Raw genomic sequence first — 15011 nt, 5'->3', positions numbered from 1 at the left:
AGATTGCGGACGGGCCGTCGGATCGGTTCTGGGCCGGTCCGGCCTTCGTCCGCAAGGTTTCAGGAAGGTGAGCGCACGGTTATGGATGCCACGGATCGGCATGAGGGGCAGGTGCAGACCATCGGCCTGTTCGGGGTCGGACGGGACGAGGACGAGAATCCCTCGGGACGGTTCCGTCGGCGGCGGGGCAGGGCCAGAAGGCTGGCCCAGATCATCCGCATCGCCAACCGGTTCGATATCGTTCATGGCCTGACCCCTGTCACCATGCGTCTCATGTTCGAGGCCCTGGGACCGACTTTCGTCAAGGTGGGGCAGATCCTTTCCATGCGTTCCGAGATCCTTCCCGAAGCCTTCTGCCAGGAGCTCTCCAAACTGCGGGCCGATGCCGATCCCATCCCGTATTCCGTGGTCATGCAGACCCTGGCCGTAGAGTACGACCGTCCCCTGGACCGGATTTTCGCATCAATTGACCCCACCCCGTTGGGTTCGGCATCCCTGGCCCAGGTGCATCGGGCCCGGTTGGTCACCGGTGAGGATGTGGCCGTCAAGGTCCAACGCCCCGGCATCCGGGAGACCATGATCCAGGACATCGATATCATGCGCAGCGTGGTCAAGTGGGCATCCAGGTTCGTCCGTAGCACCCAGGTGGTCGATATTCGAGGGGTGGTCGAGGAGCTCTGGGAGACCTTCCAGTCCGAGATCGACTTCCTGCAGGAGGCCGGCAACCTGTCCGAGTTCAAGGATTTCTGCGCCCCCTATGCCTACATCGACTGTCCCCGCCCCTACCCGGACTTCTGCACCAGGCATGTGGTGGTCATGGAGTATATCGACGGCATCTCCCTCTCCCACCCCGGTCGGCTGGCGGCCCAGGGGTATGACCTGAACGAGGTCGGCACCAAGCTGGTTGACAACTACGCCACGCAGATCATGGATCGTGGGTTCTTCCATGCCGATCCGCACCCCGGCAACATCATCATTCGCGACGGCCAGATCGTCCTGATTGACCTGGGCATGGTGGGGCGACTCGACAAGGTAACCCGGGCGGCCCTCAAGGACATGATTTTCGCGGTAGGCCGTGAGGATTCGCCCGCCCTGGCCCAGGGGCTCCTTCGGTTCGCCGGGACCGGGGAGTCCAGGGCGGAGGATTATCCCTATCTGCTCGCCGACCTGGATGCCGTGGTCCAGCGCTATGGGAAGCTTGACCTGGCCGACCTTGACCTGGCCGAGTACGTCAACACCGTCATGCAGTTGGCCGCCCGGCATGGTATCAAGGTGCCTGGTTCCGTCACCATGGTGGCGCGCTGCCTGGTCACTCTGGAAGGGCTCCTGGATGAGTTCATACCAGAAGCCAACATCGTCCAGATCATTGCCGACCATGTGGCCTCCAGCCAGGAGGTCGGGGCCAGGGTCAAGGAGAACGTCGAGAAACTGGGTTCCCAGGGTGATTTGGCCCTGCATGGCCTGCTTGATGCCATGGCCGAGTCTCGGACCGCAGCACGGATGCTGACCCGGGGCCAGCTTCGCGCCAATGTGCAGCTTGTGGGCTCCGAAGAGCCCCTGCAGCAGTTGGCTGACATGGTCAACAGGCTGACCATGGCCCTGATCGTCGTCGGCCTCTACGTAGGTTCCTCAATCGTCTACTTTGCCCGGATCAAGCCGGTCATCTTCGGCATTCCTGTGGTCAGCATGCTGGGATACGTCGTGGCTTTCATCCTTTCGGCATGGATCGTATTGGACATCCTGGTCAAGCACCGGGCGCTCAAGCGCAGACAGCACGGTGGCGCCTAGCCGGGGCCCGGGAAACTCTCAGTTGCCGAAGCGCTCCACCACGGCTGGGTCCTCATGGTCCATGAAGGCCGATTTGCCGGTGTCCATGGCCCGCAACCGGTCCATCTCCTCCTGGGTCAGTTCGAAGTCCCAGATGTCCAGGTTCTCCTTCATGCGCTCGCGATGGGTGGACTTGGGGATGACGATCACCCCGTCCTGGACCAAAAAGCGCAGGGCGATCTGGGCAGTGGTCCGGCCGTGCGCCTTCCCGATTTCAGTCAGGGTCGGGTTGGTGAACATCCCCTGACGCCCCTCGGCGAAGGGCCCCCAGGATTCGATTTTCGTGCCGTACCTGTCCATATAGGTGCGTTCGAGCGGTCGTTGATAAAAGACATGGGTCTCCAGCTGGTTGACTGCCGGGACGATCCGGTTGAACTTGACCAGGTCCACATACCGGTCGGCGTAGAAGTTCGAGACGCCGATGGCCCTCAGGGCCCCCTGGTCGTACAGGTCCTCCAGGGCGTGCCAGGCCCCGTAGTAGTCGTTGAAGGGCTGGTGCAGGAGGACCAGGTCCAGATGGTCCGTGCCCAGCTTCTTCATGGACTCCTCGACCGAGGCCCGGGTCCGGTCGTATCCGTAGTTGGTGATCCAGACCTTGGTGGTCAGGAAGACCTGGTCACGGTCGATACCGGTCTGGGCCAGGGCGGCTCCGACGGCCTCCTCGTTCCCATAGGCCTGGGCTGTGTCAATGGCCCGGTAGCCTGTCTCCAGGGCATCCATGACGGAACGCCGACACTCGTCGTGGTCGGCGATCTGGTAGACGCCGAAGCCCTCCATGGGCATGAGAACACCGTTGTTGAGTGTGACGGTCGGGATTGATGTGGATTGAGTCTCGTGCAAGGTCTGGCCTCTTCTCTGATACCGGTGGGCCGGAGCGGATAGGTGAACCGCTTTTGCCCTCTCATCCACCATATGTCTTTGAAGCCACTCGAAGTCAAATTGACAAACCCGGATTACATTTCCGTGATGCTAGCGTGGATGATGACATACCTGACGGCGGGAGGCGATGATGAGGTCCAAGGAACATTCGGTCGGCAAGGTCGCACTGGGTTTGGGGCTCGGGGCCCTGGGGGCATGGTGCTGGGCCCTGGCACCGGGGCTTTCGGTGGTCACTGGCAGGAGACGGACGCAGGGCCTGTCCTTCCGTCCATATGCTCACAGGGGATTGCACGATGCCGGGTCTGGCATGGACTTGAACGAGCCCAGTCCCGGGCGGACGGCGTATCTGAACCGGGTCCATGAGTGTCTGCATGTCGAATCGGCAAGACCGGCGGGCAGGCATGCATCACCGGGGAGGCCGGAGGGGGTCGCCAGGGTTGTGGCTCCGGAGAACTCCCTGCCTGCCTTCGAGGCCGCGTGTAAGGCAGGCTATGGCATCGAGCTGGATGTGCACCTCAGCCGTGACGGCCAGGTGGTGGTCATCCATGACGGGGACCTGCGAAGGGTGGCGGGTGTCAATCGTGCCGTGGCCGACCTGACCTATGCACAATTGCAGCAGATTCCCCTCTACACCGGGGAAGGCGTGATGGATGGCCCCGATGACAGGAGCCCGATGCATGCCGATCATGTCGGAGGTCGAGGCAGACAGACGGGAGGCGGGGAGGTCGGGGGTCCCGAGGCCCCGCACGTACCTCTCCTGACCGAGGTGCTTGCCCTGGTGGATGGCCGGGTGCCCCTGGTCGTCGAGATCAAAATGAACGGCGGATTGGACAGGGAGCTCATGAGCAAGACAGATGACATCCTTTCCGCCTATCGGGGTGACTATGTCATCGAATCCTTCAATGTCCTGGCGCTTGCCTGGTATCGGGCCCACCGGCCCGAGGTGACCCGAGGGCAGTTGGTGGCCCCATACCACGGTCGGGTGAACTCCTTCGATTCTGCCCTGCGGTGGATGGCCGGCTCCCTCCTCTTCAATTGGCTGGGGCGGCCGGACTTCGTGGCCTGCGAGTGGCATGGTGGACACTCTGTGCCCATGCGCCTCTACCGGTTCCTGGGCGGGGTCCCAATCGCCTGGACCATTCGTTCCGAACAGGCCCAGCAGGCCGTCGGCCCGGATTTCGACGGCATCATCTTCGAGTCCTATCTGCCCGGGAACTGAACCAGCCGTAGACACCGGAGACCAGGGCGGCCAGGACCAACGCGCACAGGGCCATGATGAGGAAGTAATCGTATGGCAGTGGCACCATGTCCATGTCGACCTGCTTCGACAAGGCCCTGAAGATGATTGCCAGCACGCCCACCATGGCCAGGGCCGAAAGGAGGGTGGCCGAGAGGGTGTCAATCATCGATTCCCAGACGGAGGCGCGGACCGATGTTCCACGTACAACACCGGCGGCATGCATCCTGCGATTTTCCTGACGGTGCTCGCTGACGGCGATGGCACAGGACTGGACCAGGAAGATGGATGTGAGGATGACGGCTCCACCCACCATCTTGGGCAGGGCCCGTTGCACTTCCTGGGACCTGCCTATGTCATACCTGATGTGCTCTTTCCTGGTGCGCGCCTTGATGTCCCTGTGGTCCCATGAACCGTTGAGCCGACCGACCAGGTCGTCCGTCTGGACTCCCGGTGCGGCCTTGACCAGGGTGGTCAGCCCCCTGGGGTCGGGTGCCAGATCGATCAGATCGGTATCCGTACTCAGGTATTGCTCCGTCCTCCCTGTGTGGGTCATGTCAACTACGGCGGTGATGGTTACGGTATGGCGTCGGTTGTTCTTGTCGACCAGGACCAGCTTGTGCCCCAAGGGGTCCCGCTTGCTGTGGTACAAGGACCAATCCGGGATGACGGCAATCCTGCCAGGACCCAGGTCATCGGCGGACCCCTTGACGAAGATGGGGCTGAGTTCGTCGGTGGCATTGCCGGCCTTGCTGATGTGCATGGTCGTGATGGCGGGAAGGTTGTCCGTTGCCTCCTCATCGTCGTCCGCGCTGGTTCTGTCTTCTTCCGCCTTCCAGACATCCTTGCTGTAGGTGACGGCGGATTCGATGTCCGATGAAGACTGAAGTCGCCGGTCCAGGTCCCCTGTTCGTTTGCTTCCTGCACTGATCAGGACGTCGGCCGTGACCGGCTTGTATTGGTTGATGGTTGAGTTGGCCCAGCTCGTTCTGGCCATGCTCAGCATACCGGTCATGATGACCAGCATCAGGATGACGGGCAGGGCTATGGCAGTGGAACTGCGGCTTTCCTTGTACGCTCTTTGCCTGGCCAGGAGGCCGGAACCGTGGGAGACGAGCTGGAAGGGGATGCCTATCAGATTGTTGCAGGCCGATACCAGGACGGGGGCCAGAGCGCCGACGGCGACAAGCATGCAGCCGGTGGCGGCCAGAATCTGACTCTCCACATCCATGTCGCGGAAGTTGTGGAAGACCAGGACCAGGCCACCGGCCAGGCCTGCCAGGGCGATCACCAGGCGCAAGGGGCCGATTGGCTTGGCTCCCGCCCGGTGTTCTGATGCCTGCATGGCTTCGATGGGAGATATGGATGTGATTCTCCTGGCGGCGAACCAGGCCCCTATCAGGCAGGCCAGAAGGATGCCACCGAAGGAGATGAGGACCCCCTCGGGATGGGGCCGGGCGGTCATGCTCAGCTGTTCGAGACCCGAGTTGATGAGGGACTTGGCGAAGGAGGGAACCAGGAAGCAGCCTGCCGCGCTGCCGATCAGGTCGGCCAGGCCCAAAGGAATGATGAACTCCAGCAGACAGATCAGTCGCACCCGCCTGGGAGAGGCTCCTGAAAGACGCATCATGGCATACTCACGCCGGCGACGTTCAATCAGGAATCCTACGGAGGTGATGACCAGGAAGATCGAGATGAACCCACAGACACAGGCGGCCATGATGGACAGCTGTTTGGCAGCTTCCTGTGCGCTCTGTGCCATGGTGCGGTCGAAGACGCTCAGGGTCCGCATGTCCGGCATCCCGTCGCCCATTCTCGCGGCCAATGCGACCTGGACCCAGGCGCTGGTCAGCGCGGATGAGGCAATGACCGCCAGGACCATGACCGTGTAGGAGGCTCGGTGCTCATGGAGGAGGGATAGTACCAGAGAAGGCAGATCCGGCCTCTTGACGGTTCCGGTTCTGGTTTCGGCATTCGGGTATGGTGCCCTGTTCGTCCTTGTCGTCTGCATAGCAGGAGTCCCTCCATCCGATTCCCATGGATCCGTCTCATCGGGGTATCCCGATTGTTCGGATACCACCATTCGAGCACAGGAAGGACTGTCCCTCAGGGTGTTTTCGGGGTCGAATCAGTGATGAATCAGGGTACCTGATCACACCGGGAAATATGGCATGGGGATGCCGGGCATGCCCGGATGGGCGAAAATCTGTCAGCTGAGACCGTCGCGGGTTGGTTCTTGGAAGGCTGGGGCTCAGGGCCGCTCGGGCGGCACATGGAAACAGATCGGGGAGGAAACCGGGAGGGATGGTATTCGCGCCGTCCGGGATGTCGGCTATTGGGGATCCTGATTGTGCCCATCCGGGTGGAAGAGGTGGGTTATTCTCTTTTTCGGATTAACGGTATGCAGAATTTCCGATGACTGGCGGGAGACCGAATCGGCTATCCTGCCGCTGAGTTCCTTGGCCTGGTTCAGGGCCTGGTCACCAAGGTCGCGGGCATTGTCGACACCTCCCTTGGTCCGGTCAAGGACCTGGCCACTCAGGTCCCAGGCGGCGCTTGCGCCTTCCAGGGTCTTTCCGAGAACCTGCCCGCCGATGTTGCGTGCGGTGTCGACGCCTTCCCTGCTTGTTTCCATGATCCGGAACGTCGTGTCACGGGCTGCGTCCAGCCAGGGTCGGGAGATGAGCGGGTCGCTGCTCCGGTCCAGTCCGATGCCCTGGCCGAATTCCGCCATGTCCTGCTTGATCAGGTTGCAGTAATCAACTATGCGCGGCGATTGCTGGGGATGGAGCAGAACCTCCTGGTTGGCTTTTTCCGCTGTCTGATCGACTTGCTTGAGCAGATGGTCGGCATTATCGGAAATGACGCGGACACGGTGTTCACGCGAGGTCTTCGCCGCCCGGCGGTGTTGGTCGAGTTCATCGGGTTCCACCTGGGCGACCCGGTCCAGTTCCAGGATCGTGCCGGCATCCTGCAGTCGGAGCGATCCGGCCAGGACGGCCAGCCACTCATTGATCTGATCCCGGTAATTCCCCATGTCGGTGCCCGGGTCATGGGCCCCTGATCCGTCGCCCATCTTCTCGGTGATGTCATCGATTTGGCGGATTGCGTAAGCCTGCGTCTGGGCGATGGCCAACGACGTGGCCTGCACCTTGTCCCAGGTGGTCTGCGAAACGTGCCCGATCTGGTTGCGTGCGGCCAGGGCATCTTCGATGACCAGGTTGGCACCGACCATGTTGGTCAGGACCGTGTCCCGCTGGGCGCGCAGGATATCGTCCACATGCCTGTCGATTCTCTGCAGGTACTTCACCATGGCCTGCATGGTCTGTTGAAGTTCATACTGGGTTATCAGGGCACCGATGCTGGTCAGCAGGACCGGAGACAGGGCGGATTCCACCCCGCCCAGGAACCGCTGCCCGGCCTGGGCCTCCCCGCCGTCCTTCACCAGGACCGTACCTGCGGACAGGCCCGTGCGCTGGTCCCGGTGGAGGTCGTATTGGCTGAGGGTTTTGGGGGCCTTCCCATCCTGTCTGACCCATTTGCCGGATATGGCCCTGTCGCCAAGGACCTGTGCAACCATTCCCGATAGGTACCCTCGGTCGGTATGGGGATTGATGGGCTCGGCCAATGATTGCAGATGATGCGACTGCAGGAACCCGTCGATGGCTTCGAGGTCCCCCAGTAGTGCCATGCTGTCGCCGTCGTCGATGACCTGTATTGATTCAACCATGATAGGCCTCTCCCGGGCAATAGCGACTGTTCGACTCCTAGGGTGAAGCCTATCATCGCGAGTCCGGGAAGCAGGGGAGATTGAACGGCGTTCTGCCTACCTATAAAAACGGTGGGAATCGTCAATGCGTGACGACCCCCACCAAAGAAAGAACCGAATCAGTCGATGACGCCGTAGAGACGGTCGCCTGCGTCGCCCAGACCGGGGACGATATAGGCCTGGTCGTTGAGCTTCTGGTCGACCGCACAGACCACGACCTTCAGGTTGATGTTCGGGTCGATGTCCTTTTTGAGGCGGCCCAGTCCCTCGGGGGCGGCCAGGATGTTGATTGAGGTCACATCCTTGGCGCCGCGCTCGGCCAGATAGTTGGTGGCTGCGATCAGGGTTCCGCCGGTGGCCAGCATGGGGTCGAGCAGGAAGCACTGACGGCCTGACAGGTCCTCAGGCAGACGGTTGGCGTAGGTGATGATGTCCAGGGTGCTTTCATCGCGCTTCATCCCCAGAAAACCCACCTCGGCCGTGGGCAGGAGCCTGGTCATGCCGTCGAGCATGCCCAGTCCGGCACGCAGGACCGGGACCACCATGGGGCGGGGGGAGCGGAGTTTCTTACCCACCATGGGGGCCACCGGGGTCTCGATCGGGTGGTCCTCGATGTCCAGGTTGCGGGTGGCCTCGTAGGCTTCCAGCATGACCAGCTCGCTGATCAGCTCACGGAAGGTGTTGGAGGGGGTGTTCTTGTCCCGCAGTACGGTCAGCTTGTGTTCAATCAGCGGGTGTTCCAGTACATGAAGTTCCATACCTCCTAGGGTAGCCCAGTCTGTGCGCTTCCGGTAGCGGACGGCAAGCCTCCCCCCCCCCCCTACGAGGTTTGCCTGCCCTGCAGGACTTTGACGGAATCGGCTGCATCGGAATCGGGGTGAACCGTGCGTAAACCGAGTGGCTGCCGGACAGATGGGTCTCCCATGTAACGGTTGAAATTGGCATATTGGAGAAATGCCAGTACCGGCGACGGTGGAGGGGGCCTCGTCGCAGGATGAATGTGGCTTAGGGGCTTGACGGCCCGGCAGATACGTCAGGGATACGGGTTGATATGCCGGATTCGGGTGGTATTCATGGTCGCCCACATGCCCTGGTTCAGGAGGGGGTGTTGACGATATGAGGAAAACGCCGAACCATGAAAGCGCCTGTCGGCGCAAACGCCGCTCGCGGCGGCAACAAACGGAGCCCGGGGCTTAAGCATGGTCCGACGCAAACACCATTGTACGACATCGCCTCGGGCTTTCCCGACAGGGAACGCACTTATGCTCCAGGCCGGAAATCGGGGGCAGTCGGTCTGGTTCACCGGGACGGATGAGGATGGTGTCCCCGCCTACTCCAGACGGCCGCGCCGCCAGAGTGAGGCGCCGTGGAGGAAGTCGCGGGCCGTTTGGTTCAGCGATGATGCTGTCCCCAGGGCGGATTCACCCTGCTGGCCACCGGGCCCGGCCTGGCGGACCGAGGCCTTGATGCCCCTGGCGATCACATCGCAGAAGGCCCCTGCCCGCTCCAAGGCCACGGCGAAGTCACCGGTGAAGGCTCCGGAAAGGATGGAGTCGGCGGTCCTGGCGATGTCGGCAGCCTCGGGTGCCGGATCTACGCCGGCGATGGCCGAGGCTGCCGTGTCCGTGGGCTCTCCCAGCCTCCAGAGCCGGGAGATGCCGTCGGCGTCACGACGCATCCAGGAGCGCAGCATATAGAGCCGCCAGAGGATGCCCGGGAGGGAGTCCGGATCTGCGTCGCTCCAGAGTTCGGCAATCAGGTCGACCCCCTCCCGGTCGACCAGGGTCAGGACCCGTTCCACGATCTTCGGATCCTCGGTGTGATGGACCTTGTCCAGGAGGGAGGCGGCTGAGACATGGCTCATTTCGCTGACCTGCTGGGGGTCCATGCCCCCGGTGAGCTGGGCTTGCAGAGCTGGGTCCAATTGACCTGGACGTGAGGGTCTGGAGGATCCGGTTCCCGAGGCCACAAAGCCGGTTCGTGAAGGGCGGATGGATGAGGCGCCGACCCGTGAGTTGCTGTCAGTAGACAATTGGTGTCACCTTCTGTACGTCGATGATGGATGGGTGGGCGGGGTCGCCCGTCAGACTGAGAACGATGGCGGTTCCGGTGGGCATGAAAGGTGACCCTTCCGGCAGGCGCTTCGCCAGCCCCCTGCTGGTACACAACCCGCGCAGGTGCGCAAACATTCCGCCGATGACCGGCCGGTGCATGCAGACCATTGCGGTCCTGTCTGCCTGAACCAGAAGGTCGGCCATTCGGGCATCCAACCATTCGATGGCCCTGTCGGGATCCTTGCGGAACGCTGATTCCGTCAGGTGGTTCACGCTCGTCAGGGACAGGTCCGTCTCGTCGGTGAAGGGGCAGAGGGTCTGTACGCAACGAATCCAGGGGGAGCTCGCCACTGTGTCGGGGGCGAAGGCCACCAGCTCACGGGCCAGGGCATAGGATGTCCCTGCACCTCTGGGGGTGAGTGGGCGGTCGGCGTCCTTGCCGGTCCATTCCTTGCGGGGCACCGCCTTGCCATGCCTGACGATGAGGAGTTGTCGGGCGGTGAGCGCCCCCTCGTCCACCCGGTCGATGAAGGCGTCGAGAATGGCCCGGTCGCTGGGATGGGTCAGAAGGCCCCTGGCCGTCTGGGTGCCGACCCAACGGATCCGGTCGATCTCCTTGGTGCTGGGCTTGTGTATGGGGCCCATGAGGGTGCGTTGCCGGTCGGCCCGATCCTCACCGGCCGGGGTTGCCATCCAGTACCGGATGTGTTTAAGCCTGCCCCCCTTGCCTCCCTTGCGCTTGCCCTCATTGACCAGGGGGTATTCGACATCGTCCAGGTAGGGGCCCAGGCGGGCTATCTGCCCGGTTTCCTCGCCCACCTCACGCAGGGCTGCATGCATGTGAGTCTCGTGGTTTTCGAGTTTCCCCTTGGGCCAGCTCCAGTCGTCGTACTTGGGCCGGTGCACCAGGCAGAGCTCCAGATCATCCAGGGCGGCACGGGGATCGGCATCGACAGGGGGTCGGCCATTGTCACTGAACTTCATCCACCCCTGGAAGTCCTGCCGCCACCGGTACAGAATGGCGCCGGCAGCCTCCACAGACCGGCTCATGGCCTGACCTCGCTTCGGACCGGTTCCTCAGGAACCATCGGTGATTCCGGTCGCTGCGGGCTCTCCAGGGGGTGGCCTGTCCGGAGTGAGACCATCATCGCCGCCGGGCCCTCAATGCACGGGTGTGTTTGTCGATCAGGTACTCCTGGCAGTCGACCAGGGGTTCGCCCTTTTCGTTGCGCGAGTGACGGACGTAGGTCCCGTCCGCCTGCATATGCCAGGAGCTGGTGGCATCGGCCATCTGCAGGTCCACGTATTCGATCAGCCCCTGGACCTCGTCGGGGGCCGTGATGCGTACCAGGGCCTCCACGCGCCTGTCCAGGTTGCGGTGCATCAGGTCGGCGGACCCGATCCATACCTCGGGGCCTGAAAGAGGACCCTCTCCAATCTGGGGGCCCTGGGAGTTGGCGAAGGCGAAGATGCGGCTGTGTTCCAGGAAGCGTCCCAGGATCGAATGGACCCTGATGTTGTCGCTCAGGCCAGGCACACCGGGCTTCAGGGAGCAGATGCCGCGCTCCACGATGTCTATCTTGACGCCGGCCTGGCTGGCCCTGTACAGGGCGTCGATGGTCTTTTCGTCCACCAGGGAGTTGACCTTGATCTTGATCCAGGCCTCCTTGCCGTCCAGGGCCGCATCCTCCTCGCGGGCGATGCGCTGCAGGAGACCCGAGCGAACGGTGCGTGGGGCGACCAGGAGACGGTGGAAGGACGACTTGGGGGCATAGCCCGAGAGCTGGTTGAAGAGTCTGGCCAGGTCCTGGCCCACCACCGGATCGCAGGTCAGGAGACCGAGGTCGGTGTATTGGCGGGCGGTCTTGGGGTTGTAATTACCTGTCCCGACATGGCAGTAGCGACGCAGGCCGTCTTCCTCCTGGCGGACCACCAGGGAGAGCTTGCAATGGGTCTTGAGCCCAACGATGCCGTAGACCACGTGGACACCGGCTCGTTCCAGCTGCCGGGCCCAGGCGATGTTGGCCTCCTCGTCGAACCTTGCCTTGATCTCGACCAGGGCCAGGACCTGTTTTCCGGCGTGGGCCGCGTCGACCAGGGCGTTGATGATGGGGGAGTTGCCCGAGGTCCGGTAGAGGGTCTGTTTGATGGCCAGGACGTGGGGGTCGGCCGCCGCCTGCTCCAGGAAGGCCTGGACCGAGGTGGAGAAGGAATCGTAGGGGTGGTGGAGGAGGATGTCGTGCTCGCGGATGGCCGCGAAGATGTCCTGGGCCTGGCTGGATTCGACCTCGGCGATCTGCCGGTTGGTGGTCGGTATGAAGGGGCGGAACTTCAGGTCGGCCCGGTCGATGGACTGCAGCTCGAAGAGGACGGTCCAGTCCAGGGGGGCGGGCAGGCGGTAGACCTCGTCTGGATTGACCCTGAGTTTGGTTGCCAGCAGCTGGGAGAGGAAGGGGGAGGTGGTGTCTGAAATCTCCAGGCGGATGGGCGGGCCGAACCGGCGCTGTAGGAGTTCCTTCTCCATGGCGTTCAGGAGGTTCTCCGCATCATCCTCTTCCACGTCGATGTCCTCGTTGCGGGTGACCCGGAATGAGCGGGCCTCCTTGATGATCATGCCGGGGAAGAGTGATTCCAGGTGGGCGATGATCAGGTTCTCCATGGTGATGAAGCCGTAACGCTCCTCGCGGCTCTCCTCGTCGGTCAGATCGTCGACGGGCACCAGGCGGGAAAGGTTGTCGGGTATCTTGACCCGGGCGAAGTGGGTCTTGCCGGAGGTGGGGTTCTCGACCAGGACGGCCAGGTTCAGGGAGTTGCCCGAAATGTAGGGGAAGGGGTGGGCCGGATCGACGGCCAGGGGGGTCAGGACCGGGAAGACCTGGTTGCGGAAGAAGTTCGACAGACGTTCCTGTTCCTGGCTGCTGAGCTGGTCCCATCCGAGCAGGATGATGTGCTCCTTGGCCAGGTCGGGCAGGATGTGGTCGATGACATAGTGGGCGTGCTCGTCCTGGAGCTTGTGGGCCTGCTCGGATATGGCACGAAGCTGTTGGCGGGGGCTGAGTCCGCTGGCTGCGGTGACGGCGATGCCCGTGTCGACGCGGCGTTTGAGGCCGGCCACGCGGACCATGAAGAACTCATCCAGGTTTGAGGCGAAGATGGCGGCGAAGTTGGCGCGTTCCAGGAGGGGGACGGTCTCATCCTCCGCCAGTTCGAGCACGCGCTTGTTGAATTTGAGCCAACTGATTTCACGGTCGAAATATCGATCCTCGGGCAGGGGCGTGTCCGGTTGGCCGTGTCTGCCTGCGGGATGACGGGACTGCTTGTCGGTCTCGGCTATATGCTCCGCAATCTGGCTTTTGAGTATGGCCTTGGAGGGTGCGTCGAATTTCTGGATCATACTATAGAACTCTATTCCGTAGTATGGTCCGTTTCAATTGCCGGGTCGCTGGTCGTTTGTGGCCATACATAAAGGGGCGGCCCCGGAAGGGCCGCCCCACAAGGTCTGCTCAGGCGGAATCTCTGCACAACATCTTCGTTGCAACGGCTAAGTATGTAAATGCCCGTTCAACGCATCGGTCCTTGTGGCCATACACTTTGTGGGCTTCCGCTCTATTGAGTTTTCCTTGTACTTGGTATTATGCCAGATTTCGCAAGGGCTGCAAGCCAGGTTGAGGTCCTCGAAAAGAAGGAAGGATTTGTTCGATATCGTGCATATGGACGGTCAAAGAACGGGTGAGTTGGTTGTTTCGGGTCGGCTTATGTTCGCATATGTTATGAATCACTTCTCCTGGCCTGATAATCCTTCGAATTGCAGGCGTGTCGCGGTTATTTGAGTTGTATGGTCGATTGGGTTAAGTCCGGTCGAGTCCGGTCCGGTCCGGTCCGGTCCGATCCAGCCAAACTGGGTTCTGCTTTCTCCGGACCTGATCTCTCGGCTCTCGTTTTTTTTTTTCCTCCCTGTCCAGCTCGACTCCGGTAGTGGCTGCCCTGTCCTCTTGGGTCTCTTTCCCCTGTGCTCTCTTTGGTGTTGTCCACTGTCTTCCATTGCTCGCGGTGTTTCATGGCGCTTCGTGGAGGAATTATCGCCCCCCCCCCCCTGCTCTGATGAATTTGTCTGGTTTTGTCGGCTGTGTTCACACTTGACCACAATCGTCTTTCTTCATGGTCCGGCTGATGAAGTGCATGTGTACTTGGTCTATGAGGCAGAAGCGGATTGAAGGCCAGGCATGGTCCTGGTCGAGCGAGACGGGTGGTGCCATGATGGCCGGAAGCAAGGTAGGGATGGATGAGTCCTCCAACCGGAATACCCCTGGTACGAGCTCGGGCCTTGATGTTGGTGGAAGGTCCCGGAAACCGGGCGGTCTGGTCTTTCTATGCGCCTCGGGTGGGGCGGGATTGACCACCCTGGTGGCCATGGTCTCCAAGATGTTGACCAGGCGTTCCCATGTCTGTGTCCTAGCGGATATGGACCTGGCGGGTGGGGGAATGGATGTCCTTCTGGGAATCGAGGGTGCTCCTGGTTTGCGTCTTGGGCAGATTCGCGCCCCTCTGGGGAGGATGGACTCCCAGGCCTTGCAGGAGGAGCTCCCGGTCTGGGACGGTATTCCGGTGTTGAGCAATGACCCCTGGAATGGCCGTCCGCCTGGATGGTGGGATATGGATGCGGCCCTCAGGGCCATGTCATGTTTTGCCGATCTGATCCTTATCGATGCCGGCCGTGGAACCGACTTGGAGAATTTGCGCTCGCTGGCCGGTCTGCCCAGGGTGCTGCTGGTTGACATGACGGTCCTGGGACTGGCCAGGGCCCGGTCGCTCCTGGTTGGTCCCGAATCGTTCCAGGGGGCGGGTGTGAATGGGGGTGGAGTGTCATCGGTCACGTATGGGGATCCCAGCGCCCGGGTGCCCCGCCAAGAGGGTGTGGCTCGGGGAGGCCTAAAACCGGGGTCGGACAGGGCGAATCTCGCCGGCCCCGATCCCCTGGCAGTCATAGGAATCCTGCCCCGTGCCGGGCGGTCATCCTCGGTCGTCGACCAGGAGGAGGCTGCAGATTTCCTGGGTTTTCCGCCCCTCTGTGTGCTGAAACCCAGCGCTTCCCTGGCCGGATCGATTCTGTCCGGCCTGGGCCTGGAGAAGATACCTCGCTCCTATCTGAAAGCTCTGGATTCCCTGATCGGTGTGATTGAGGATTCCCTCCTGACGGGTCCGGGCGAAGTCGAGTATTGACAGTGAGCAGCATCGGTGGTGAACG

Annotated in this window: 10 protein-coding genes; 3 read left to right on the top strand and 7 right to left on the bottom strand. The window is 62.0% G+C overall.

Annotated elements, in window-relative coordinates; genetic code table 11:
- Window positions 1–81 precede the first annotated feature (81 nt).
- Window positions 82–1788 carry an ABC1 kinase family protein gene (locus tag AACP59_RS06585; RefSeq protein WP_297316333.1) on the top strand — a complete coding sequence of 569 codons (1707 nt, stop codon included), beginning with the start codon at window positions 82–84 and terminating at the stop codon, window positions 1786–1788.
- 18 nt (window positions 1789–1806) lie between these two features.
- On the opposite strand, the gene AACP59_RS06580 is transcribed toward AACP59_RS06585, so the two are convergent.
- Window positions 1807–2610: an aldo/keto reductase gene (locus tag AACP59_RS06580; RefSeq protein ID WP_297316345.1), complete on the bottom strand. Its 804-nt coding sequence runs from the start codon at window positions 2608–2610 to the stop codon at window positions 1807–1809.
- Between the two features lie 226 nt (window positions 2611–2836).
- Between AACP59_RS06580 and AACP59_RS06575 the strand changes: the two genes are divergently transcribed.
- On the top strand, window positions 2837–3925 hold the full coding sequence (locus AACP59_RS06575; protein WP_297316332.1) for a glycerophosphodiester phosphodiesterase family protein: 1089 nt from the start codon (window positions 2837–2839) through the stop codon (window positions 3923–3925).
- Here AACP59_RS06575 and AACP59_RS06570 read toward each other — a convergent pair.
- The 6 genes from AACP59_RS06570 to AACP59_RS06545 all read right to left on the bottom strand — a co-directional run bounded on the left by AACP59_RS06570 (window position 3894) and on the right by AACP59_RS06545 (window position 13160).
- Entirely contained in the window at window positions 3894–5954 is a 2061-nt protein-coding gene (locus AACP59_RS06570; protein WP_339350362.1) for an ABC transporter permease, read from the bottom strand. The genes AACP59_RS06575 and AACP59_RS06570 overlap by 32 nt on opposite strands.
- 321 nt (window positions 5955–6275) lie before the next feature.
- Window positions 6276–7673, bottom strand: a complete 1398-nt coding sequence (locus tag AACP59_RS06565) for a hypothetical protein (protein ID WP_339350360.1) — start codon at window positions 7671–7673, stop codon at window positions 6276–6278.
- Window positions 7674–7831: 158 nt separating this feature from the next.
- Window positions 7832–8470 (bottom strand): uracil phosphoribosyltransferase, encoded by a 639-nt coding sequence (gene upp / locus AACP59_RS06560; protein ID WP_297316329.1) that lies wholly within the window; start codon window positions 8468–8470, stop codon window positions 7832–7834.
- Window positions 8471–9042: 572 nt separating this feature from the next.
- Window positions 9043–9705, bottom strand: a complete 663-nt coding sequence (locus AACP59_RS06555) for a thymidine phosphorylase (protein WP_297316344.1) — start codon at window positions 9703–9705, stop codon at window positions 9043–9045.
- Window positions 9706–9733: 28 nt separating this feature from the next.
- Entirely contained in the window at window positions 9734–10816 is a 1083-nt protein-coding gene (locus tag AACP59_RS06550) for an NUDIX hydrolase (RefSeq protein WP_339350358.1), read from the bottom strand.
- A gap of 94 nt (window positions 10817–10910) precedes the next feature.
- Window positions 10911–13160: an RNA degradosome polyphosphate kinase gene (locus tag AACP59_RS06545; protein WP_297316327.1), complete on the bottom strand. Its 2250-nt coding sequence runs from the start codon at window positions 13158–13160 to the stop codon at window positions 10911–10913.
- A gap of 863 nt (window positions 13161–14023) precedes the next feature.
- Here AACP59_RS06545 and AACP59_RS06540 point away from each other — a divergent pair.
- Complete coding sequence (locus tag AACP59_RS06540; protein WP_297316326.1) at window positions 14024–14986, top strand: CpaE-like family protein; 963 nt, start codon at window positions 14024–14026, stop codon at window positions 14984–14986.
- Window positions 14987–15011 lie beyond the last annotated feature (25 nt).

It is taken from the genome of Bifidobacterium indicum (genome assembly GCF_036987015.1).
GTDB lineage: Bacteria > Actinomycetota > Actinomycetes > Actinomycetales > Bifidobacteriaceae > Bombiscardovia > Bombiscardovia indica.
The sequence above is the reverse complement of the archived record's forward strand: the minus strand, read 5'-3'. Positions and strand labels throughout refer to the sequence as shown.

What these genes read in the sequence shown, in the direction of transcription:
- AACP59_RS06570 (WP_339350362.1), bottom strand. Translation starts at nt 5,954, where the DNA reads ATGCAGACGACAAGGACGAACAGGGCACCATACCCGAATGCCGAAACC.
- AACP59_RS06545 (WP_297316327.1), bottom strand. Translation starts at nt 13,160, where the DNA reads ATGATCCAGAAATTCGACGCACCCTCCAAGGCCATACTCAAAAGCCAG.
- upp (WP_297316329.1), bottom strand. Translation starts at nt 8,470, where the DNA reads ATGGAACTTCATGTACTGGAACACCCGCTGATTGAACACAAGCTGACC.
- AACP59_RS06565 (WP_339350360.1), bottom strand. Translation starts at nt 7,673, where the DNA reads ATGGTTGAATCAATACAGGTCATCGACGACGGCGACAGCATGGCACTA.
- AACP59_RS06580 (WP_297316345.1), bottom strand. Translation starts at nt 2,610, where the DNA reads ATGCCCATGGAGGGCTTCGGCGTCTACCAGATCGCCGACCACGACGAG.
- AACP59_RS06550 (WP_339350358.1), bottom strand. Translation starts at nt 10,816, where the DNA reads ATGAGCCGGTCTGTGGAGGCTGCCGGCGCCATTCTGTACCGGTGGCGG.
- AACP59_RS06575 (WP_297316332.1), top strand. Translation starts at nt 2,837, where the DNA reads ATGAGGTCCAAGGAACATTCGGTCGGCAAGGTCGCACTGGGTTTGGGG.
- AACP59_RS06585 (WP_297316333.1), top strand. Translation starts at nt 82, where the DNA reads ATGGATGCCACGGATCGGCATGAGGGGCAGGTGCAGACCATCGGCCTG.
- AACP59_RS06540 (WP_297316326.1), top strand. Translation starts at nt 14,024, where the DNA reads ATGGCCGGAAGCAAGGTAGGGATGGATGAGTCCTCCAACCGGAATACC.